Raw genomic sequence first — 22,070 nt, forward strand, 5'->3', positions numbered from 1 at the left:
AAGAACATTCCTATTAGCACCGAGTCGGCCCCACTGTCCACAGCACATGAAAAAGGGCGCCGTGTTGCCACGGCGCCCATTGACTCGTGCAAGCCTCTGAAAGGGCTCAGCGGTCGTCGTCGCCGGCCTCGGCCAGCGCCGCACCAACCTCGAGGCCGAGATCGTCGAGGTCGAACTCCTCGCGGGCGGTGACGTTCTCGCCGGCGGCCTGGCGCTGGGCCTCTTCAGCCGAGCGGGCGACGTTCACGGTCACGGTGACCGAGACTTCCGGATGCAGCACGACCGGGACGGTGTGCAGGCCGAGCGTCTTGATCGGGGTGTTGAGCGTGACCTGGTTGCGGTCGACCGAGAAGCCGGCGGCGCTCAGAGCCTCGGCGATGTCGCGGGTCGAGACCGAACCGTAGAGCACGCCGGACTCGCCCGACTGGCGCAGGATCACGACCGACTGGCCGTTCAGGCTCTGCGCGACCGAATCGGCCTCGCGCTTCAGCTCGAGGTTACGGGTCTCGAGCTGGGCGCGCTGGGTCTCGAAGCGCTTCTTGTTCTCCTCGGTGGCGCGCAGGGCCTTGCCGCGGGCGAGCAGGAAATTGCGGGCATAGCCGTCGCGCACGCGCACGGTCTCACCCATCTGGCCGAGCTTGGCGACGCGTTCGAGCAGGATCACTTCCATGGGTCTTCTCCTTTGAGTTCGTGAATAGGCGTTGGTTCAGGCAGCAGGCGACGCCGGCGGCTTGCGCCGGCGAAGATCGATCAGCGCATCGGCGATGCCGAGCAGCGCGAGAAACGGGAAGACGGTGATCAGCATGATCACCAGCGCGAGATAGAGCGCGAACAGGGTTGGCGACCGCCAGGCCTTGCCGCGGCTGAGATCGTGAATGGCGGCAAGCCCGGCGAGCCCGAATGCAGCGATCAGAGCGCCGGCGACAGCTGCGCCCGCAAGGCCGACGAACCCGCCGACGAGGCTCAGCAGGATGCCGCCGACGAGGCCTGCCACGGCCAGGGGCGGCAAACGGGTCGACGGGATGAAAGGCCAAGGCCGCGGGAGCCGGCCGGAAAGCTGGACCGCCTTCGCTGCCAGCCAGAGATTGGCGACGATCATCGGCACGAAGGAGGCACCGGCGGCAGCAGGGACCAAGGCTGCGAGCCGCGCAGCGAGCTCGCCGGCATCGACGCCGGCAGGCAGTCGGACTACCGGGCCGATGCCCTGGCCCCCGGTTAGCACCAGCTGCAGGCCGTGCGTCATCACGCGGTGATAGGTCTCGAAATCGGTCGAGATGGCGAGCGCGCCGCCGACCGTCACCAGCGTCGCGACGGTGGCGATCCAGGCCAGCAGGCGCCCGAGCGGATACCACTCGCTGTTGCCCTGGCCGTCGTTGCGGGCGAGCAAGGCCAAATAGGCGATCCACCAGGCCGGCAGCGCCGCGCCGATCGCGAAGGCGAGGCCGAGCGACAGCTTGAGCACGACGGTGACGGCGAGCGTGCCGGCAGCGACCGCCACCAGTCCGGCGCGGTGGTTCCAGCCGAGCGCAGCGATGAAGACCGGAAGCGGGGCGACATAGGACAACAGCAGCGCCAGCGGCGATCCGGTGATCACCACTGTGAACAGAAGGGCTGAGACCAGCCCGGCGCCGATGCCGACGATAGGTAGCATGTCCGTCCTGCTGTCCCGCTGCTCGAAAAGGGCAGGGTGAGAGGCTGATCGCCTCAACATACCAGACGGGTTTTCACCGCCTGGCGACTAAGTCGTGTCAGTTCTTGGAAGACCCGGCGGCGCTGGGCGCCGCCGGGGAAATCCTCACCCGCTCAGCGGATGACGTAAGGCAGCAGGCCAAGGAAGCGGGCGCGCTTGATCGCCTGGGCGAGCTCACGTTGCTTCTTGGCCGAGACGGCCGTGATGCGCGACGGCACGATCTTGCCGCGCTCGGAGATGTAGCGCGAGAGCAGGCGCACATCCTTGTAGTCGATCTTCGGCGCGCCCTCGCCCGAGAACGGGCAGGACTTGCGGCGGCGGAAGAAGGGGCGGCGGGCGCCAGCGGATGCAGTCGACATGCTCAGGCCTCCCCAGCGGTCTCGGTGGTCGCTTCGTCTTCACGACGCGGGCGCTCGCGGCGCGGGCCGCGATCGAAGCGGTCGCCGCCCGGACCACGATCGAAGCGATCGCTGCGCTCGTCGCGGTCGCGCTTCTGCAGCATGACCGACTGACCTTCCTCGAGCTCCTCGACGCGGATGGTCATGAAGCGCAGCACATCTTCGTTGATGCGCATCTGGCGCTCCATCTCGGCGATGGCCGCCGCGGGAGCGTTGATGTTCAGCAGCGAATAATGCGCCTTGCGGTTCTTCTTGATGCGATAGCCCAGCGACTTCACACCCCAGTACTCGACCTTGGGGACGGAACCGCCATTTGCCTCGACGATGCCCTTGAACTGCTCGACAAGGGCCTCGACCTGCTGCGCGCTGACATCTTGCCGCGCGAGCAGAACGTGCTCGTACAATGCCATGATTGGCCTTTCTTCGTTCACCGGTTTCGTCCGACGCGGAGCCCTCCGAGCCCTGGATAAAGGCCCGACAGGATTTCTTCGAAGGCGGAGACACGGGACGGCGGTCCTTCAATGAGGAGCCTACGAAACGCTTCCTTGTGGGAATCGCCTCGCCGTCCGTTCAGCCTCCGGCCGAACAAACCGAGGCGGTCGTTACAGCGAGGCAGGCCATCATGCAAGCGGAAAACACCGGAAAATGCCGGTGCAAGTCGACTTTCGTCGCGTAAACGCCTTGACTTGGTCGGCTGCACGGTGCGAGTGCGCCCCAACTTGTTAACCAAGCATCGTTTTCAGGACCAGTGCGATATGGCGACGGCGTTCATCTTTCCGGGGCAGGGTTCGCAGGCAGTTGGGATGGGCAAGGCGCTTGCCGAAGCCTTCCCGGTGGCGCGTGCCGTCTTCGACGAGGTCGATGCCGCGCTCTCGCAGAAGCTCTCCACCTTGATGTGGGAAGGCCCCGGCGAAGAGCTGACCCTGACGGCCAATACCCAGCCGGCACTGATGGCGACGAGCCTCGCCGCGATCCGTGTGCTCGAGGCCGAGGCCGGGCTCTCGCTCAAGAATGACGCGGCCTTCGTCGCCGGCCACTCGCTCGGCGAATATTCGGCGCTGGCGGCGGCCGGCACCTTCTCGATCGGTGACACGGCCCGCCTGCTGCGCATTCGTGGCGATGCGATGCAGAAGGCCGTGCCGGCCGGCGAGGGCGCGATGGCGGCGCTGCTCGGCGTCGAGCTCGATCAGGCCCGCGCCATCGCAGCCGATGCCGCGCAGGGCCAGGTCTGCCAGGCGGCCAACGACAATGGCGGCGGTCAGGTCGTCTTGTCCGGCGCCAAGGCGGCGGTCGAGCGGGCGATCGCGCTCGCCGGCGAGCGCGGTGTGCGTCGCGCCATGCTCCTGCCGGTCTCCGCGCCCTTCCATTGCGCCCTGATGCAGCCGGCGGCCGAAGCCATGCAGGCGGCGCTCGCCGAGGTCTCGATGCAGGCGCCGGTCGTGCCGGTGATGGCCAATGTCGGCGCCGCTCCGCTCAGCGATCCGGCCGCGATCCGCGCCTCGCTGGTGGCGCAGGTCACCGGTACCGTGCGCTGGCGCGAATGCGTCGAGGCGATGGCCGCCGCCGGTGTCACCCAGTTCTATGAGGTCGGCTCGGGCAAGGTGCTCGCCGGTCTGGTCAAGCGCATCGCGGCGGGAACGGCTGCGGTGTCGATCGGTTCGCCCGACGATATCGCGGCTTACAAGGCCCAGAAGGGCTGAACCGGCGCCAGAGCCGGGACAAGGGAGGCAATATGCTCGATCTGACGGGTAAGAAGGCGCTGGTCACCGGCGCGACCGGCGGCCTCGGCGGCGCCATCGCACGCCGGCTCCACGCGCAGGGCGCGACCGTCGCTCTGTCCGGCACTCGCGTCGAGGCGCTGGAGGCACTGGCGAAGGAGCTGGGCGAGCGGATCGAGATCACCCCTTGCGACCTGTCTGACCGCGATTCGGTCGAGGCGCTGGTGCCGGCGGCCGAGGCCAAGCTCGGCGGGCTCGACATCCTCGTCAACAATGCCGGCGTGACCCGCGACAACCTCTTCATGCGTCTGAAGGATGATGACTGGGACCTCGTCCTCGCCGTCAACCTCACCGCCGCCTTCCGGCTCTCGCGTGCCGCGGTCAAGACCATGATGCGCCGGCGCTATGGCCGCATCATCTCGATCGGTTCGGTCGTCGGTACCGGCGGCAATCCCGGGCAGGGCAACTATGCCGCCTCCAAGGCGGGGCTGGTTGGCATGTCGAAGTCGCTGGCTGCGGAAGTGGCGAGCCGCAACATCACCGTCAACGTCGTCGCGCCGGGCTTCATCGAGTCGCCGATGACCGACGCACTGAACGACAAGCAACGCGAGGGCATTCTGGCCGACGTTCCGATGGGGCGTCTCGGGCAGGGAGCGGACGTTGCCGCTGCTGTCGCCTATCTCGCCAGCGACGAGGCCGGCTACGTCACCGGGCAGACCCTGCACGTCAACGGCGGAATGGTAATGATCTGAGCCGTTTAGACGGGATTTTTTGCACACTTAAAGGTTTGGGTTGCGCTCTCGCCAGCCCATTACGAGTGTGTTAATGACCCTGCCGGCCAAGCGCCGATCGGTGTTCAAGGGACTTGACGCCGGCCCGGTTGTTGCGTTTGTGCAGCCATGAACTCCCGGCGTGGTCCGCCGCCAGGCGAAGGATCCGGGCCGGGAAATCAGTTTTCACCCACGCGTCGCTGTCAGCGGTGTGTTTTCGAGGTTTGAGGGAAAGACCCATGAGCGATGTCGCCGAGCGCGTGAAGAAGATCGTGATCGAGCACCTCGGCGTTGAGCCGGAGAAGGTTGTCGAGGGCGCCAATTTCATCGAGGACCTCGGTGCCGACAGCCTCGACACGGTCGAGCTGGTCATGGCTTTCGAGGAAGAGTTCGGCGTCGAGATCCCGGACGACGCGGCCGAGACGATCGTGACCGTCGGCGACGCGGTCAAGTTCCTGTCGAAGTCGGCCTGACAAGGCCTTGGCCCCGGCGCGCTTCACGCGCGCCGGAGCTGAATTGAGGAAGACCGATGCGACGTGTCGTCGTCACCGGACTGGGCATGGTGACCCCGCTCGGCTGCGGGGTCGAGCCGAGCTGGTCACGCATTCTGGCTGGCGAAAGCGGCGCCGGCCCGATCACCACTTTCGACGTCTCCGACCTGCCGGCCCAGATCGCCTGCAACATTCCGCGTGGCGACGGCTCGAACGGCACCTTCAATCCCGATGATTGGATGGAGCCGAAGGAGCAGCGCAAGGTCGACGATTTCATCATCTTCGCGATGGCTGCGGCGACGCAGGCGCTGCGTGATTCCGGCTGGAAGCCCGAGAGCTACGAGGATCAGATCGCGACCGGCGTCGCCATCGGCTCCGGCATTGGCGGGCTCGGCGGCATCTATGAGGCCTCGCTTCTGCTCAAGGAACGCGGCCCACGCCGGCTCTCGCCGTTCTTCATCCCCGGCCGCCTCAGCAATCTCGCCGCCGGCTATGTCTCGATCGAGCATGGGCTGAAGGGGCCGAACCACGCGGTCGTCACCGCCTGCTCGACCGGGGCTCATGCCATCGGCGATGCGGCCCGCATGGTCGCGCTCGGCGATGCCGAGGTCATGCTGGCAGGCGGCGCCGAATCGGCGATCAACCGCATCGGCATCGCCGGATTCTGCGCCTGCCGGGCGCTGTCGACCGGCTTCAACGAGACGCCCGAGAAGGCCTCGCGCCCCTATGACAAGGATCGCGACGGCTTCGTCATGGGCGAGGGCGCCGGTGTGGTCGTGCTCGAGGAGCTCGAGCACGCCAGGGCGCGCGGTGCGCGCATCTATGCCGAGATCGTCGGCTACGGCATGTCGGGCGACGCCTATCACATCACCTCACCCTCCGAGGATGGTGACGGCGCCTATCGCTGCATGCAGGCGGCGCTGAAGCGCGCTGGCTTGCGCGCCTCGGATGTCGACTACATCAATGCGCACGGCACCTCGACGCAGGTCGGCGACGAGATCGAATTGCGCGCCGTCGAGCGCCTGCTTGCCAACGCTCCGCAGCGGCCGGCCATGTCCTCGACCAAGTCGGCGACCGGCCATCTGCTCGGCGCTGCCGGTGCGATCGAGGCGATCTTTTCGGTGCTGGCGATCCGCGACCAGGTCGTGCCGCCGACGATCAATCTCGACAACCCTTCGGTCGAGACCGAGCTCGATCTCGTGCCGCACAAGGCCAAGAAGCGCAAAGTCGACGTCGCCCTGTCGAATTCGTTCGGCTTCGGCGGCACCAATGCCTCGCTGGTGATGCGCCGCTTCGCCGACTGAGGAGAAGCGCGCTTTCGCCACAATTTTCGCTAGCCTGTCGCCGCCGTCGTGCAAGAATGCCGCGGTCCGGCCGACAGGCTGGTGTCGACGCCGGCACAGCCGGCCGTGATGTCAGGAAATCAGGCGAAAGCATCATGAGCCAGCCGCCTCGCGTTGCGCCGCGGAGCCCCAACGAAGCGCTGAAGCCCGTTGCCCCGCCGGCCCCGCCGCCGAAGGTGCGCAAGCGCCGGCGCTCGCCCTTTGTCGCTCTGCTCAGCGGGCTGTTCACGACGGCCCTCATTCTGGCCGGCGCCCTCGGTGGTGGCATCGCCTATCTCGACAGCCGCAGCAAGGCTCCCGGCCCGCTCGCGACCGATCGCGTCCTGATCATCCCGAAGGAGAACGGGGTGACGGAGATCGCCGATCTGCTGCAGCGCGAAGGGCTGATCGAGCATCCCTGGGCCTTCAAGGTCGCGGCCTATACCTCCGGCAAGGCGGCGAGCCTCAAGGCTGGCGAATACCTGTTCAAGGCGCGCGCCAGCCAGAAGGATATCCTCGACGTCATCGCCGAGGGCAAGGCGGTCGAACACTCGATCACCATTCCCGAAGGGCTGACGAGCGAGCAGATCATGGCCCGCCTGCAGCAGAACGACATGCTCGCCGGCGACGTCATGCAGGTTCCGCGCGAGGGCGCGATCCTGCCCGACACCTACAAGTTCCAGCGCGGCTCGACCCGCCAGGCCATCGTCGACCGGATGACGCGCGACCAGCGCCGTATCCTCAACGAGGTCTGGGCCAAGCGGCCGGCCGATCTGCCGATCAAGACGCCGGCGGAGCTGGTGATCCTCGCCTCGATCGTCGAGAAGGAGACCGGCCGTGCCGATGAGCGCCCGCGCGTCGCCGGCGTCTTCATCAACCGGCTGAACCGCAAGATGAAGCTGCAATCCGACCCGACGATCGTCTACGGCCTCGTCGGCGGCAAGGGCACGCTCGGCCGCGGCATCACGCGTCCCGAAATCGCCCAGGCGACCCCCTACAACACCTATGTGATCGAGGGCTTGCCGCCGGGGCCGATCGCCAATCCGGGCCGTGCGGCGCTGGAGGCGGTCGTCAATCATTCGCGGACCAAGGATCTCTACTTCGTCGCGGACGGCAGCGGTGGCCACGCCTTTGCCGAGACCCTCGAGCAGCACAACCGCAACGTCGCGCGTTGGCGTCAGGTCGAATCGGCCCGGCGCGACTCCGGCCGCCCGGCTGTCGATGGCGGTGTCGACCGGGCCGAGCCGCCGCCGGCACCCGATCAGCGCACCGAGGCGCCCGCCACCAGCCGCTCGGACAACCAGAGCGAGCCGGAAACCTTCCCCGTTCCAGGCAATCGCCGCGCTGCCGCAGGCCAGGCCGACGGGTCGAGCGGCCCGGCGGGCACCCGGGCGCGCGCCTTCGATGCTTCGGAAGGCACGACGCGAGATCCGTTGCTGAACAAGACTTTTGACCTCAACAGCCCGAAACAGGTGCCGCAGCTGAAGCCCTGATGCGTGCGAGAGCGATGCTCGATGCCGATTAGGGGCGGGGGGCGCTCAGCGTGGAATCAGCACTTGCGCGAGATCGATTCCGCGCCAGGGCCATAGCAAGCTCGGCCAAGGCACAGGCAAGGACGACCGCAAGGAAGACTTGTGTGCCCCAATGGACGATCAGCCAGCCGCCGATCGCCGGGAAGCCGAAAACTCCGATGAAGTATGACATGACGAACCATGTCAGAGCGCCGGTGCGGTGAACTGCCGGCGCATCGTTGACGACTTGCGTCTGAATGACGGTGTAGACCAGCCCATAGCCGAGCCCCAGCAGGATGCCGCTGACGATCTGCACCGGCGCGCCATAGCCGATGGCGAAATAGACCAGGACGCCAGCCGACATCAGGATGAGCAACAGCACCGACATCCGATTGCCGTCGGCGCGGTTGATGGCGGGCGCGAGCGCAAAGCGCGCCACGACGACCACGAGAGCATAGGTCGTGAAGTACAGGCTGGCATCGAGGCCGCCGCCGCGCGCCAGCGAGCTTTGAAACGTCAGCATGCCTGTGAAGACACAAGCGCCAATTCCGACCATGAGAATTGGATAGATCGCCCTGGTGCTCGCCAGTGGAACGATCGATGACACCCAGTTTTTCGGCGCCCCGGTGCTGCCTGGAGCGGGCCGCGCTGGCCGGGGCGTCGTCACCTCGAAGGCCCACAGACAGGTCGCGGCGCAGAGACAACCAAGCGCGAGCAGGCGGAAGAGCGAGGCTGTCGACAAGCCGAGCGTGTCGACGAGAAACAAGGCCAAGGCCGGGCCGCCGCCGATGCCGGCCATCTGAAACGCGCCGAAGCGCGTAAACCAGAAGCCGCGATCGAGATCGCTCACACGCTCCGAGACTGCCATCGGAGCAGCCAGATAGAACATCCCCCAGCCGCAACCAACCATAAAGCCGGCGACCAGGATGGTACTGGAGAGGGAGGTGATACCGGCCAGGAGCAGATACCCGGCGGCCACCAGTACAGCCCCGATGGCAGCAAGGCGGGCACCGCCGAAACGGGTACCAATCCATCCGATCAGGGGAACGCCGATAAAGGTGCCGACCATGGCGCCGGCGAGAGCCTTGCCTGTCTCAATCTCGCTGCCGCCGAGGCTGCGGAAATGCTCCGTCAGCAAGAACGTCGCGCCATAACCTGTCGCGGTCAGCAACGCGCCGACGAACAGCAAGCCCACACCGATTCCGCGCATGATTCGTCAGCCTCCGAGGGTCGCCTTTTTTGACTTTCATGGCGTCGCATGGCGAAAGTGGTCGCTACTAGGCCCACTTTGATGGCAAGTATGGCAACCACTTTACCGCAGCGAACGCTTGATCTGCCGATCGCATTGGATCCGGGCATCCCCAATCAAGCCTCCCGGGTTCACGCAGCGTTGCGGGTGGCGATCGTCGACGGCTATTTGAGCCCCGGTTTGAAGCTGCCATCCAGCAGGGCGCTGGCCGCGCAACTGGGCATGTCGCGCAATGCCATCATCGCGGCCTATGAACAGCTTCTCAGCGACGGGCTGGCGGACGCCCGGCAAGGCTCCGGCACCTATGTGGCTGCAAATCTTCCGGAGGCGCAGTCAGCCGCGGCTCCCGCCGCGCTCGATGTCGAAATCCTTCCGAGCCGGGCCTTCGCCCTGGGGCGGACCTATGTCGATGGTGGCCTTTTGCGCCACCTCGGCGCGAGCGTTCGCCATCACATCGTTGCGGCGAGCGCCGACCAGCTCGGTTATGGCGATCCGCGCGGCAGTCTTTCGCTTCGAACGGAGGTCGCCCGTCACCTTGCGGCAAATCGAGGCATTCGTTGCGATCCAGGCTGCATCATGATCACCAGCGGCACGCAACAGGGCTTGCGCCTGTGCGCCGAAGCCCTGCTTTGCCCTGGCGATGCGATCTGGCTGGAGGAGCCGGGCTATTATGCGGCCCATGGTACCCTGCGCGCCGTCGGCATGCGATTGATCCCGGTTCCCGTCGATGGCGAGGGCATCAGGATCGACGAGGGCCGAAAGCTCGCTCCGCTGGCGCGGGCCGCTTATGTCACCCCCTCGCATCAGTTTCCGACCGGCGTCACCATGAGCATGGCGCGGCGGGTGGCGTTGCTGGACTGGGCGAATGCGGCGCAGGCCTGGATCATCGAAGACGACTACGACAGTGAGTTTCGCTATGCCGGGCCACCCCTTACGGCTCTGGCCGGCCTCGGCGGCGAGCGCGTGATCTATAGCGGTACCTTCTCGAAGACGCTGTTTCCCTCCTTGCGCCTGGCATATCTCGTCCTGCCCCGGAGGGTTGCCGAACGGGTGATAAGGGCCAGGAGCGCCGCCGATCGATTTCCTTCCGCCTTCCTGTCGGACGCTGTGGCCGAGCTGATGTCGAACGGCGCGTTTGCCGCACATCTTCGGCGGGCCCGCCTGCGTTATCGTCAAGCTCGCGAAACCGTTGCCTCCGTCCTGGCGGAGGCAGGGCGCGGCCGCCTGCGCATCGTCGTGCCGCCGCAGGGCCTGCACATGGTCGCCTATTTGCCAGCCGGCCTTCCCGCAGATGCCGGCGCCCGTATCCGTGCGATGGCTGCGGTCGAGACAAGATTGCTGTCCGAGGCCAGCCTGGCCCCGAGCGGCACGGAGGGCTTCATCCTCGGTTTTTCAGGACATGACAGCCGCGATTTGGCCGCAGCCGCGAGGCGGCTTGGCGAGGCAGCCTATGCGTTTACGGCGGGAAGTGGCCCGCCTGCCGACTGAGCGGGGGCAGAGAGGTCTCTTCTGTTCCCAGATTTGCTGCGCCGGCAGCTTGCGACCGGCGCGGCGCCTCTCTACGGTCCCGCCGCATTCCTGAAGGGGTTATGAGCGATATGGCGATCGAGAGCATGACGGGGTTCGCCCGGGTGGCCGGGACCATCGGCATGCATGCCTGGGCCTGGGAGGTCCGCAGCGTCAATGGTCGTGGCCTCGATGTCCGCGTCCGCGTCCCCGCCGGTTTCGACAGCTTCTCCGAGGCGGGCCGCAAGCAGTTCTCTGCCGCCTTCACCCGCGGCACCCTGCATGTCAGCCTCGCCATCACCAGCGAAGCCTCGGCGCCGCGCCCGCGCATCAACCAGGAGGCGCTCGCCGCCCTGATCGAAGCCGCGAGCCAGGTGAAGCTGCCCATAGGCATCGCTCCGGCGACGCTCGACGGCCTGCTGGCGATCCGCGGTGTCGTCGAGGTCTCTGAAGATAGCGGGGATGCGCTGTCTGATCTCGAAAAGCCGGTGCTCGCGGCACTCGCCGAAACGATCGCGGCGCTGAAGCAGGCGCGGCTCGCCGAGGGGCGGGCGCTGGAGGCGATCATCTCCGGCCATCTCGACACGATCGCCCGCCTGACGCTCGAGGCTGAAGCTCACCCCGGCCGCAGCGTCGAAGCCATCCGCGCCCGCCTTGCCGGGCAAATCGCCGCGCTGCTGGAAGCGAGCACCGCGCTGGAGCCGCAGCGCCTGCACCAGGAGGCGGCGCTGCTGGCGGTAAAGGCCGATATCCGCGAGGAGATCGACCGACTGCATGCCCATGTCGCGGCGCTGCGCGAATTGCTCGCACAGGGCGGGCCGATCGGCCGCAAGCTCGATTTCCTGGCGCAGGAGTTCGGCCGGGAGGCTTCGACGCTCTGCGCCAAGGCCGGTGACCCCGGCCTGTCGCGGATCGGGCTGGAGCTGCGCACGACCGTCGACCAGCTGCGCGAGCAGGTCCAGAACGTGGAGTGACCGTAATGGCCGATCTCATCCGTCCGGCTCGCCGCGGCCTCATGCTCGTCCTGTCGTCGCCGTCGGGCGCCGGCAAGTCGACGCTGACGCGGACCTTGTCGCAGAAGGAAACCAATCTCGACCTCTCGATCTCGGTGACGACGCGCGAGCGCCGCCCGTCGGAGATCGACGGCGTCCATTACCGCTTCATCGAGCGCGACGCTTTCGATCTGCTGCGCGAGCGTGACGACCTGCTGGAATCAGCCGAGGTTCACGGCAATGGCTACGGCACGCCGCGCAGGCCGGTCGAGGAGGCGCTGAAGGCCGGGCGCGATGTCCTGTTCGACATCGACTACCAAGGCACGCAGCAGATCCTGGAGAAGGCGCGCGAGGACGTCGTCGCGATCTTCATCCTGCCGCCGTCCATGGCCGAGCTGCGCTCGCGCCTGGTCCGGCGCGCCGAAGACGCGCCGGAGGTGATCGCGCGGCGGCTCGCCAATGCCCGCGACGAGATCGCGCGCTGGAATGTCTACGACTACGTCATCATCAACGATGATCTCGGCGCCGCCTATGAGGCGGTTCGCTCGATCCTGGCCGCCGAACGGCTGAAGCGCAGCCGTGCCACTGGCATGCCGGCATTCGTCGAAACCCTGCTGGGCGAGAAGACCAGCTGATCAGCTCTGCTGGGCAAAGGCGTTGGCGAGCGCGACGAAGCCGCTGACCGAGACCTCCTCGGCCCGCATGGTCGGCGACAGGCCGGCGGCTTCGATCATCGCCGCCGGCTCGGCGAGCACGGCCTTGAGACTCTGGCGCAGCATCTTCCGGCGCTGGCCGAAGGCGGCGAGCGTCACCCGTTCAAGCAAACGCCTGTCGCAGGGCTCCGGCTGCTGGCGCGGCACGAGGTGGACGATCGAGGAGGTGATCTTCGGCTGCGGCACGAAGGCGGTCTTCGGCACGTCGAACAGAATTTTCGTCTCGCAGCGCCAGTTGGCGAGCACGGCGAGCCGGCCATAGGCGGCGCGCTGCTCCGGCGTCGCGACGATGCGCTCGGCGACCTCGCGCTGGAACATCAACGTCAGCGAGCTCCACCAGGGCGGCCAGGGCTCGGCGCTGAGCCAGCCGACCAGCAACGGCGTGCCGATATTATAGGGCAGGTTCGCGACGATCCGGGCCGGGCTGCCGCCGAGCAGGCCGGAGAGGTCGACCGCGAGCGCATCGCCGTCGACGACGTCCAGCCGTCCCGGATAATGCGCGCCGATCTCAGCCAGCGCCGGCATGCAGCGCCGGTCGCGCTCGATGGCGATGACGCGGCCAGCTCCGTTCGCCAGCAAAGCGCGGGTGAGTCCCCCCGGGCCGGGGCCGATCTCGACGACGGTCTGGCCTTCGAGCGGGCCGGCGGCGCGGGCGATCCGGCCGGTCAGGTTGAGATCGAACAGGAAGTTCTGGCCGAGCGCCTTCTGCGCCATCAGCCCATGGCGTTCGACCACTTCGCGCAGTGGCGGCAATCCGTCCTGGGCGGTGGCGCTGCTCATGCCTCTGTTCCGCGCTCGGCCTCGGCCATGCGGGCCGCAAGCCGCAAGGCCGCGCACAGGCTGTCCGGCCGTGCAATGCCCTTGCCGGCAATGTCGAAGGCGGTGCCGTGGTCCGGCGAGGTCCGGATGAAGGGCAAGCCGAGCGTAACGTTGACGCCGTCGTCGAAGGCGATCGTCTTGATCGGAATCAGCGCCTGGTCGTGATACATGCCGAGCGCCACGTCGTAACCGGCGCGTGCCCGTGCGTGGAACAGCGTATCGGCCGGATAGGGGCCGCTCGCCTCGATGCCGAGCGCCCGCAACCGCTCGACAGCAGGCGCAATCACCGCCGCATCCTCCTTGCCGAGCGCGCCGCCTTCGCCGGCATGTGGATTGAGGCCGCAGAGCGCCAGCCGCGGCCGGGCAACGCCGAAGCGGCGCTTGAGATCGGCCGCAGCGATCCGGCCGGTCTCGACGATCAATTCCGTCGTCAATTGCTCGGGTACTGCTTCCAGCGGAATATGGATGGTCACCGGAATGACGGCGAGCTCCTCCGACCAGATCATCATCACCGGCAGCGGCGTGGCGTCTCGGCCACGGCCCGCCAGCTCCGCCAGGAACTCGGTATGTCCCGGATGCCGGAAGCCGGCGGCGTAGAGCACGCTCTTGGCGATCGGGTTGGTGACGAGCGCCGCAGCCCGCCCGGTCTCGACTGCTTCAACACCCCGCTCGATCGCTTCGATTACACCGGCCGCGTTCGCGGGATCGGGAATCCCGGCGGTTGCCGGCGAACGGTTGTCGAGTTCGATCACCGGCAGGGCGGTCGCGAAACAGGCTTCAGCCTCGTCCCAGCCGACGGGGCGCAATGGCACCTCGAGGCCGAGCCTCTGCGCCAATCCGGCGAGCGCCGAGGCATTGCCGAGATAGGCGAAGGGCGGAACGGCCCGCTCCTCGCGCTGCCGCCAGGCGGCGAGCGCCAGTTCCGGGCCGATCCCGGCCGGATCGCCTTGTGTCAGGGCGAGCAGGTGCCGCGACAAGCGCGCTCAGCGGGTGCTGGAGGAGACGCCGTCGCCAGCGCTGGACGCACCGAGATTCTGCGAATAGCTGATCTCGCCGAGCGTGCGCAGTTCGAGGCGGAACATGACCGTCCGGGTATCCTTGGTCGAGCCCGCCTGCCGGTCGGCATAGGACTGCGAATAGGACACGTCGAAGATCGTGCACTCGTCCTGATAGCGCAGCCCCAATGACGCCGATGCCGTCTGGAACGGGCCGGTGTTCGGATAGACCGGGTTCGCGTAGGCGGCGGGGTTCGCCATGTAGAGCGACAGCGCATCGCGATAGCGCTCGCGGTCGTACTTGAACTTGTCGAGGTCGAACAGCACGCTGCCGCGCACACTCCAGTACTGGGCGAACGAGACGGACTGGCTGATGCTCAAGCCTTCGCGGCGGCGCGGGATGCCCAGATCCGGTTGCGGCTCGTAGCGGCTGTAGCCGACCGTGGTCGCCAGGAACTTGTAGCTGAACGCTGCCGAGGCATCGACGCGCTGCGGCTCGAGGGTCGACTCGTCGAAGCGACCGCCGGCCTGCAGCAGCAGGCCCCTGAACGGCTGGAACTGCGCCTTGGCGACATAGTCGGAGCGCCGGGTGTCCAGCCCTGAATTGAGGCCGGTATTGACCAGATCGCCGCTGGCGTAGGAGTTGCGGCCGCCGAGATGGTAGGACTGCCCGACCAGCAGGTTGGCGTAGGAATCCTTGCCGAAGGTGCCGCTGTAGCGCAGGCCGACATTGGCGCGGCTGCCGCCCTCGACCCGGTCGTAGCCGGAGAACTTGTTCCATTCGAACAGGTTGGTGTCGTCGAAGACCAGGCTCTGCGAATCTTCGTTGGCGACGCGCAGGCTGTTGGTCTCGTTCGGGCGGGCCACGACCTGCGCGACCGGCTCGAGGATATGCGTGCCCCAGGACGTCGAAGCGACGAAGGGGAAGCGGTACATCAGGCCGATCGCCGGCATCGCGCGGCCGAAGACCTCGTCGGAGACGTCCGCGATCGTGCTGACATTGGCGTTGGCGTAGTTGGTCGTGTTCGGGTTGATCGAGAACACGTCGGCCCGGAGCGAGGCATAGGGCGTCCAGACCTGGCCGATCGGGTCGACGAAATTGCGCCGCCAGTCGACCTCGGCGGTGGCGCGCGCGATCGAGCCGGCAAGGCCCGTCACCAGGCACTGGCCCTTCTGGTAGACCGCACAGCCGTCGAACAGCGAGTATTGCGGCGTCGAGATCAGATAGCTCTTCTGCAGCGGCAGCTCCTTGAAAGCGGCTGCTTCGCGCGACAGATGCGTCAGATTGACGGTGAAGGAGAGCTCGCCGCCGATCATCGACGGCTTGTGGATTCGCTTGTTGTAGTCGACCACCGGTCCGACGACAGGCTGCTGCTTCTGCCAGTCGTAATAGGTCAGCGGCTGGAAATAGTAGCCGCGCATGTCGAACCAGGCATCCGCGGTCTGGCCGTTGAGTGAAACGGTCGAGGTCGATTCCTGCAGATAGGTCGAGGCAGTGATGCTCTCGCTGCGGATCCGGTAGTTCTTGAAGAAGAACCGGTCGGTCGAGCCGGCCACATCCCAGCTGAAATTCCAGCGCGGGTTGATGAACACCTTGCCCGAGCTCTCGATCGAGCCGCGGAATTTGTCGTCGCCGGCGCCGAAGGGGCTTGGCAGGAAGGCTTCCTTCTCCTGCTGGAAGATGCCGGCGGCGCGGATGTTGTACGAGCCGTTGACGAAGCGGTGCCGCCACTCGACCTCGCCGAGGAGGCCCTGGCGCGAGAGGTAGGTTGGAGTGACCGTCAGGTCGTAGTTCGGCGCGAGGTTGATGAAATAGGGCAGGCCGACGCCGTAGCCGAGCGCCGAGGTGTTGATGAACTTCGGCGCCAGGAAGCCGGTCTTGCGCTTAACGGTCGCGTCCGGCCCCGACATAAAGGGGATGTAGGCGATCGGGACGCCGGCGAATTCGAGCCGAGCTTCCTCGTAATAGATCATCTGCTCGGACTTCTTGTGGATGATCCGAGCGGCGCGCACCTGCCAGAACGGCGGGCGTTCGGGCTGGTCCACGCAAGGTTCGCAGGCGGTGTAGATGCCCTTGTCGAAGACGAAGACCTCGCCGTCGGTGCGCTCGGCGCGCGGCGCCGAGAAACGGGTCTTGTCGGTGTTCACCACGCGCAGCGAATCGATGAAGCCGTCGCGGAAATCGTCGGTCAGGTTGAAACGGTCGCCGGTGATCACGGTGCCGTTGGATTCGGTGATGCGGGCGTTGCCGGTCGCGACGACGCGCTTGCTCTGGCGGTCGTAGACGACGCGGTCGGCCTCGATCGTCCGGCCCTGATAGAGAATCTGGACATCGCCGACCGCCGAGACGGTGTTGTTGTCCTTGTCGTAGACGAGCTCGCGCGCGTCGACGACCATGCGCTCCTGCGGCTTGGCCGCCGGAGTTTGGGCATAGGCAAGGCTCGTCCAGCCAAGGACCGGGGCGAGGGTGGTCGCCAGCGCGGTCGCAGCCGCAAGGCGCGTGATGCGTCTTACGCCGGAAGCCATGAACTCAATCCAAAATTAACCATAGCCACCGTATTCTCAGCCATCTTCCTGATGGAGCAGGGCAAGTGCGCCGAGTAGCGTGCCCACGACTGCGGGCAGCCAAGCGGCCACCGAGGCGTTGACGATCCCCGATGAGCCCAGCTCTTCAGATAACTGTGTCGCAACATAGAGCATGAACCCGGCCGCGACGCCACCTACCACCAATCTGGTCACACCACCAAACCGGAAAAATCTTAAGGAAACGGATGCTGCCACCAGGATCATCGCGATCAGCAGCAACGGCCGTGCCTTGAGGGATTCATAGCGCAATTCGTAGCGTGTCGTGTCGAGTCCCGCCTTCTGGGTGCGGTCCAGCACGGCCGGCATCGACCAGAACCCGACGGAGTCGGGCGGGGTGAAACTTTGTCGCACCTGGTCGGGCTCCAGCGTCGTCGCGACCAGGTATGTCGAGTACGTCTGTGGCTCTTCCGTGGCCGAGGTGACGCGCGCCTCCGACAATTCCCAATAGCCGCGATAGAGCACCGCCTGCTTCGCCTCGATGCGCTCGCTGAAGCCGCCATCGGGCGAGAAGGTGAAGAAGGCGACTTGGGCGAGCCCCACCCCATCCTGCAGGGCTGCGGCCGCGCGGATGATCGCCTGGCCGTCGACGCTGCGCTGGCGAATCCAGATTTCCTTGCCGCCGACGACCTGTCCGGTACGGACGAAGAGCGAGGCTTCGAGCGCGGTGGCGCGCTGCTTCAGCTCGGCGGCGACCGGATTGTAGATGCCGATCGAAACGAGGCCGACCAGCCCGGCGACCAGCGCTGCCGGCTGCAGGAACTGCCAGGCGGAGATGCCGACCGAGCGTGCGACGACCAGCTCCAGCTTCCGGCTGAGATTGAGCAGGGCGAACATGCCGCCGAACAGCACCGCGAACGGGAAGATCTGCTCGGCGACGGAGGGGGCGCGATAGAGCGCGAGCTGGATGATGCTCGGCGTCGTCGCGGTGGGAGAATCGCCGGCGCGCCGCATCAGCTCGACGAAGTCGAGCGTCGCGATCAGGAAGAAGAAGGTGCCGAACACACTCAAGATCGCACGCAGGAAGCGCGCCGTCAGATAGCGGCCGAAGGTCTTGAACAGCAGCATCAGGCGCGCCGGAAACGTGCCGTAAAGGCGAGGAGGGGGGCGATCAGCGGCTCCGTCAGCTGGTCGATGAAGACACGGGTGCGCGAGCCGAAGCCGATGGCGAGGGCCGAGAGGAGGATGGTTGCGAGCGGCAGGATATAGAGCAGGGCAGCCGCGAGGGGCGAGCGCACGCTGGCGGTCCAGGCGGCGTAGGCGCCAATTCGGATGGCGCCGACCAGGAAGATGGCGATCTGGATCGCGGCGGCGCGGCCCTGGCGGGTCGTGCGCGCCTCGCCGAGGATGGCGAAGGCGACCAGCATGAAGGCGATCGGGTAGAGCGGCGCGGACAGGCGATTGTGCAGCTCCGCCCGGAAACGGCCCTCCTGAATCTTGTAATAGGGCTCGTTCCGGTCCTGTGTCAGCAGCGCCCAGGTCGTGCGCTCGCGTGGCTTGTAGATCACCTTGTCGCCGTCTCCGCCGCCGACGCCATCGGCGTCGCCCGTCAGCGCGGAGAGATTGAGCGCATAGCGCTCGAACGAGATAATCGAGCTCGAGTTCTGGTTGCGGCTCTCGCGCTGGATCGTGCCCTTTTCCAGCATCAGGAAGCTGTTTCCGCCGGCTTCGGCCGATTGGCCACGCTCGGCGATGTAGACCGCCGGCTGGTTGGGGTCGCGCCGATCCTGCATGAAGATGCCGAGCAGGGCCTGTCCCTGCTTCTCGCGATAGTGGAAGGTGACGCCGGAATCGAGCGAGACGAACTGGCCTTCCTTCACCACATTGGCGACGAAGTCGGCGCGGATCAGCGTGATCAGGTCTCGCAGCGCCCGGAAGCCGGCCGGCATCACCCCGAGCGACATCCAGCCGACCAAAGCGGCGGTTATCAGCGTCAGCACGATGAAGGGCCGGGTCAGTCGGCGTGGCGCGACGCCGGCCGCATTCATCACGATCAGCTCGGAATCGCTGTTGAGCTTGTTGAGGGTGTAGAGCGTCGCCATGAACAGCGCGACCGGCGCGATACCGGCGATCAGTGCCGGCAGCGAGAGCAGGGTCACGGTGAAGAAGATCAGCGCGGTCTGGCCCTTGCCGGTGATCAGGTCGACCTCGCGCAGGGCCTGCGTCACCCAGATCACGCTGGTCAGGCCGACGAGCAGAATCACCGCCGCGCTGGTGGCGATCTTCAGGATGTAGCGGTCGAGAAGTCCGAAACGCACGCGGTGAGGATCCTGGGGCTGCCATCCTTGAAGAAGGCGCTCCCCTTGGACGGCTCGCCTCGAACTCCCTATGGTATAGCTTCGATCATGGCGCAAACGGGAATCGTTTGTGGCCTTTGCGAGCCCCGATCCCGGTCCGCTCCTTTCCTGTAACCGATGAGCCTTCGATGTCGCAGCGCCTGAAGCTTGAGGTCAAAGCCCTGAACGCCATTGCCGGGGACGATCTGGTCATCTTTGTCTCGGACAGGCTGGCGCCGCCGAAGGCCGTGGAAGAGTGGATCGGCCCGGGCGCCCATGCCCTGATCGCGCGCGCGGCCGCCGCCGAGCGCTTCAAGGGCAAGGCGCTCTCCGGAGTGACGCTGCTCGCGCCGGACGGGGCGGGCTATGAGCGCCTGATCCTGATCGGGACCGGGCCGGCGGCCGAACGCGGAAGGCTCGAATTCGCCGCGCTCGGCGGCGCCATCGCCGGCAAGCTCGGGCACGGCCGCAGCGCCGACATCATCGCAGCGTTGCCGGAGGGCGAGCTCTCGGCCGCCGAGATCGCCGAGATCGGGCTCGGCCTGCGGCTGAGGAGCTATGCCTTTGACCGCTACAAGACCAAGAGCCGCGACAAGGACCAGTCCGAACCGAAGACGGTGACGCTGCGCGTCGACGACCCCGCAGCGGTGAAGAAGGCGCTCAAGGCGCGCGAGGCCATTGCCGGCGGCGTCGAGCTTGCTCGCGACCTCGTGAACGAGCCGCCGAACGTTCTGTTCCCCGAAGAGTTCGCCGAGCGTGCCGGCAAGCTCGAGAAGCTCGGTGTCGAGGTCGAGATCCTCGACGAGAAGGAACTGAAGAAGATCGGTATGCGGGCGCTGCTCGGCGTCGGCCAGGGCTCGCATCGCGAGAGCCGCGTCGTGGTGATGCGCTGGAACGGCGGCGGCAAGGGCGACAAGCCGGTCGCCTTCGTCGGCAAGGGCGTGACCTTCGACACCGGCGGCATCTCGATCAAGCCGGCCGGCGGCATGGAGGACATGAAGGGCGACATGGCCGGTGCGGCCTGCGTCACCGGTCTGATGCAGGCGCTCGCCGCCCGCAAGGCCAAGGTCAATGCCGTCGGCGTGATCGGCCTGGTCGAGAACATGCCGGATGGCAAGGCCCAGCGGCCGGGTGACATCGTCACCTCGCTCTCCGGGCAGACCATCGAGATCATCAACACCGATGCCGAAGGCCGGCTCGTCCTCGCCGACGTGCTCTGGTACACGCAGGAGCGCTTCAAGCCGGTCTTCATGGTCAATCTGGCGACGCTGACCGGCGCGATCCTGGTCGCGCTGGCGCAGGAGAATGCCGGGCTGTTCTCCAACAGCGACGAGTTGGCGGAGCGGCTCTCGGTTGCCGGCAAGGCGACCGGCGAGACGGTCTGGCGCATGCCGCTCTCGCCCGCCTACGACAAGATGATCGATTCCAAGTTCGCCGACATGAAGAACTCGGCCGGCCGCCATGGCGGCTCGATCACGGCGGCGCAGTTCCTGCAGCGCCATGTCAACGACACGCCCTGGGCGCACCTCGACATCGCCGGCACCGGCATGGGCTCGCTGAACAGCGAGACCAACCGCTCCTGGGGTTCGGGCTGGGGCGTGCGCTTGCTCGATCGGCTAGTGACAGATCACTACGAGAGCTGATTCGGATTATCAACCGAATTGCATAAGAGTTTGAGTTAATTTGGTTATGGCTGAGGCCCTGTTCTACCATCTGCAGGGACGCCCGCTCGAGCAGGTCATTCCGACCCTGCTCGAGCGCTCGCTCGCCCGTGGCTGGAAGGCGGTGGTCGAACTATCGAGCCGCGAGCGCCTGGCCGGGCTCGACGATCGGCTCTGGACCTATGCGGACGAGTCCTTCCTGCCGCATGCGACGGCGTCCGAGCCGGACGCCGCGATCAATCCGATCGTGCTCACCACCGCCTCCGACAACCCGAACGGCGCGCAGGTTCGCTTCTGCGTCGACGGTGTTCGCATTCCGGACGCATTGGAGGCCTACGAGCGCGTCATCCTGATGTTCGACGGCGACGATCCCGATGCGCTCGCCTCGGCTCGTGAAGACTGGAAAAAGCTGCGGACGCTCGGCATCGCCGCCACTTATTGGCAGCAGGACGAGACCGGCCGCTGGGAGAAGAAAGCGTGAAAGTTCCTGTTGCCCTGGGCGTTGTCTCCATTTTGGCGGCTGCGCTCGCCGGCTGTTCCGTCGACATGGGCGGATTTTCCTTCGTCTCCGACGAGCGCGGCACCCGCAGCAGCAGCGCCACGGCCCGTGTCTCGACGCAGGAAGCGATGCTGACGCCGGAGGGCGAGTGCAGCGCCGATGTCTCGCTCGATCCGTCGACGCGGCCGCCACCGAAGGAGATCGCGGTCGGCATCACCGAATGCGAACTCGTCAGGCTCAAGGCCAAGCGGCCGACCGACGTGCTGATCGGCGACAATGGCAGGGGCCAGCGCGAGGTCCAGGTGCTCTATTCCGAACCGGGCAATCGCGAGATCTACATGTTCACCGACAACCGTCTGAGCCGGATCGTCAGGCCGGGCCAGCCCGAGCAGCAGGGCTGAGTGATGTCGAAGGTTCTCGATATCGGACAGGACGAGATTTTGGTCCTGTCCGAGCTGTTGCACCGTTGGTTCGATGACAAAGGTGGTCGAACCATTCGAGATGTCATCTTGGACGATTCCGAGCTTTGGGCGTTGAACGCTCTTAATTCGGCACTTGAACGCAATGTGCCGGAGGCGATGGACGCCGATTATCGCGCGTTGCTGGATGCTGCTCGCACACGGGTCCGCAATCGAAATGGCGGCGGATGGCCGCAATGAGAGTCGTCGAGTAAAGCGCATCAGGCGCTCTCCAGCTCCTTGCTCAGCATCAGCCGTTCCTCCGCGGCTGAGGCGAGATCTATAGCCTGAACCGGATCGTCAGGCCGGGCCAGCCCTAGCAGCAGGGCTGATGCCGAGGCCCTCGGCCGGGAATCTGTCTCTGACGTGGCCAAGGCAACCGTTCGATCAATCCGCGCGTTTGCGAGTTGGTCGGAACG

22 protein-coding genes are annotated in these 22,070 nt (G+C 66.4%); 12 read left to right on the forward strand and 10 right to left on the reverse strand.

Going from position 1 to position 22,070, the window contains the following annotated elements; all coding sequences use genetic code 11:
- Positions 1-106 precede the first annotated feature (106 nt).
- From rplI to rpsF, 4 genes are all read right to left on the reverse strand, one after another.
- Positions 107-670, reverse strand: coding sequence for a 50S ribosomal protein L9 (gene rplI, locus ACWIGM_RS18240; protein ID WP_454027370.1), 564 nt, complete (start codon positions 668-670; stop codon positions 107-109).
- A gap of 36 nt (positions 671-706) precedes the next feature.
- Positions 707-1,651: a DUF2232 domain-containing protein gene (locus ACWIGM_RS18245; protein WP_454027371.1), complete on the reverse strand. Its 945-nt coding sequence runs from the start codon at positions 1,649-1,651 to the stop codon at positions 707-709.
- 152 nt (positions 1,652-1,803) lie between these two features.
- Complete coding sequence (gene rpsR / locus ACWIGM_RS18250; RefSeq protein ID WP_038367644.1) at positions 1,804-2,049, reverse strand: 30S ribosomal protein S18; 246 nt, start codon at positions 2,047-2,049, stop codon at positions 1,804-1,806.
- Positions 2,050-2,051: 2 nt separating this feature from the next.
- Positions 2,052-2,498: a 30S ribosomal protein S6 gene (gene rpsF / locus ACWIGM_RS18255; protein ID WP_427361908.1), complete on the reverse strand. Its 447-nt coding sequence runs from the start codon at positions 2,496-2,498 to the stop codon at positions 2,052-2,054.
- 345 nt (positions 2,499-2,843) lie between these two features.
- Between rpsF and fabD the strand changes: the two genes are divergently transcribed.
- The 5 genes from fabD to mltG all read left to right on the forward strand — a co-directional run bounded on the left by fabD (position 2,844) and on the right by mltG (position 7,882).
- On the forward strand, positions 2,844-3,788 hold the full coding sequence (gene fabD / locus ACWIGM_RS18260; RefSeq protein WP_454027372.1) for an ACP S-malonyltransferase: 945 nt from the start codon (positions 2,844-2,846) through the stop codon (positions 3,786-3,788).
- Between the two features lie 32 nt (positions 3,789-3,820).
- A complete protein-coding gene (gene fabG / locus ACWIGM_RS18265; RefSeq protein ID WP_454027373.1) occupies positions 3,821-4,558 on the forward strand; it encodes a 3-oxoacyl-[acyl-carrier-protein] reductase in 738 nt (245 codons plus the stop codon).
- Positions 4,559-4,815: 257 nt separating this feature from the next.
- Entirely contained in the window at positions 4,816-5,049 is a 234-nt protein-coding gene (locus ACWIGM_RS18270; RefSeq protein ID WP_043236751.1) for an acyl carrier protein, read from the forward strand.
- A 56-nt stretch (positions 5,050-5,105) separates the two neighbouring features.
- Positions 5,106-6,371, forward strand: a complete 1,266-nt coding sequence (gene fabF / locus ACWIGM_RS18275; RefSeq protein ID WP_454027374.1) for a beta-ketoacyl-ACP synthase II — start codon at positions 5,106-5,108, stop codon at positions 6,369-6,371.
- Positions 6,372-6,505: 134 nt separating this feature from the next.
- Positions 6,506-7,882 (forward strand): endolytic transglycosylase MltG, encoded by a 1,377-nt coding sequence (mltG, locus tag ACWIGM_RS18280; protein ID WP_454027375.1) that lies wholly within the window; start codon positions 6,506-6,508, stop codon positions 7,880-7,882.
- 28 nt (positions 7,883-7,910) lie between these two features.
- Here the strand turns inward: mltG and ACWIGM_RS18285 are convergent, their stop codons facing one another.
- Positions 7,911-9,110 carry an MFS transporter gene (locus tag ACWIGM_RS18285; RefSeq protein WP_454027376.1) on the reverse strand — a complete coding sequence of 400 codons (1,200 nt, stop codon included), beginning with the start codon at positions 9,108-9,110 and terminating at the stop codon, positions 7,911-7,913.
- A gap of 90 nt (positions 9,111-9,200) precedes the next feature.
- Here ACWIGM_RS18285 and pdxR point away from each other — a divergent pair, with 90 nt between their 5' ends.
- The 3 genes from pdxR to gmk all read left to right on the forward strand — a co-directional run bounded on the left by pdxR (position 9,201) and on the right by gmk (position 12,282).
- Positions 9,201-10,637: a MocR-like pyridoxine biosynthesis transcription factor PdxR gene (pdxR, locus tag ACWIGM_RS18290; protein WP_454027377.1), complete on the forward strand. Its 1,437-nt coding sequence runs from the start codon at positions 9,201-9,203 to the stop codon at positions 10,635-10,637.
- Positions 10,638-10,747: 110 nt separating this feature from the next.
- Positions 10,748-11,629: a YicC/YloC family endoribonuclease gene (locus tag ACWIGM_RS18295; protein WP_454028020.1), complete on the forward strand. Its 882-nt coding sequence runs from the start codon at positions 10,748-10,750 to the stop codon at positions 11,627-11,629.
- A gap of 5 nt (positions 11,630-11,634) precedes the next feature.
- On the forward strand, positions 11,635-12,282 hold the full coding sequence (gene gmk / locus ACWIGM_RS18300) for a guanylate kinase (RefSeq protein WP_454027378.1): 648 nt from the start codon (positions 11,635-11,637) through the stop codon (positions 12,280-12,282).
- On the opposite strand, the gene rsmA is transcribed toward gmk, so the two are convergent.
- Genes rsmA through lptF form a run of 5 tightly spaced genes read right to left on the reverse strand, consistent with a single transcriptional unit; the run spans position 12,283 to position 19,015 of the window.
- Positions 12,283-13,140, reverse strand: coding sequence for a 16S rRNA (adenine(1518)-N(6)/adenine(1519)-N(6))-dimethyltransferase RsmA (gene rsmA, locus ACWIGM_RS18305; protein ID WP_454027379.1), 858 nt, complete (start codon positions 13,138-13,140; stop codon positions 12,283-12,285).
- Entirely contained in the window at positions 13,137-14,156 is a 1,020-nt protein-coding gene (gene pdxA, locus ACWIGM_RS18310; RefSeq protein ID WP_454027380.1) for a 4-hydroxythreonine-4-phosphate dehydrogenase PdxA, read from the reverse strand. The genes rsmA and pdxA overlap by 4 nt, the downstream gene beginning before the upstream one ends.
- A gap of 6 nt (positions 14,157-14,162) precedes the next feature.
- A complete protein-coding gene (locus ACWIGM_RS18315) occupies positions 14,163-16,700 on the reverse strand; it encodes an LPS-assembly protein LptD (protein WP_454027381.1) in 2,538 nt (845 codons plus the stop codon).
- 36 nt (positions 16,701-16,736) lie between these two features.
- Positions 16,737-17,825 (reverse strand): LPS export ABC transporter permease LptG, encoded by a 1,089-nt coding sequence (gene lptG / locus ACWIGM_RS18320; protein ID WP_454027382.1) that lies wholly within the window; start codon positions 17,823-17,825, stop codon positions 16,737-16,739.
- The gene (gene lptF / locus ACWIGM_RS18325; protein ID WP_454027383.1) at positions 17,825-19,015 is read right to left on the reverse strand and encodes an LPS export ABC transporter permease LptF; all 1,191 of its coding nucleotides are present in this window, start codon (positions 19,013-19,015) and stop codon (positions 17,825-17,827) included. Before lptF ends, lptG begins: the two co-directional genes overlap by 1 nt.
- A 167-nt stretch (positions 19,016-19,182) precedes the next feature.
- Here lptF and ACWIGM_RS18330 point away from each other — a divergent pair, with 167 nt between their 5' ends.
- Genes ACWIGM_RS18330 through ACWIGM_RS18345 form a run of 4 tightly spaced genes read left to right on the forward strand, consistent with a single transcriptional unit; the run spans position 19,183 to position 21,852 of the window.
- Complete coding sequence (locus ACWIGM_RS18330) at positions 19,183-20,676, forward strand: leucyl aminopeptidase (protein WP_454027384.1); 1,494 nt, start codon at positions 19,183-19,185, stop codon at positions 20,674-20,676.
- Between the two features lie 46 nt (positions 20,677-20,722).
- Entirely contained in the window at positions 20,723-21,175 is a 453-nt protein-coding gene (locus tag ACWIGM_RS18335; protein ID WP_454027385.1) for a DNA polymerase III subunit chi, read from the forward strand.
- The gene (locus ACWIGM_RS18340; protein ID WP_454027386.1) at positions 21,172-21,594 is read left to right on the forward strand and encodes a hypothetical protein; all 423 of its coding nucleotides are present in this window, start codon (positions 21,172-21,174) and stop codon (positions 21,592-21,594) included. Before ACWIGM_RS18335 ends, ACWIGM_RS18340 begins: the two co-directional genes overlap by 4 nt.
- A 3-nt stretch (positions 21,595-21,597) precedes the next feature.
- The gene (locus tag ACWIGM_RS18345) at positions 21,598-21,852 is read left to right on the forward strand and encodes a hypothetical protein (RefSeq protein ID WP_454027387.1); all 255 of its coding nucleotides are present in this window, start codon (positions 21,598-21,600) and stop codon (positions 21,850-21,852) included.
- Positions 21,853-22,070 lie beyond the last annotated feature (218 nt).

Source organism: Allobosea sp. NPDC055332 (assembly GCF_053645455.1).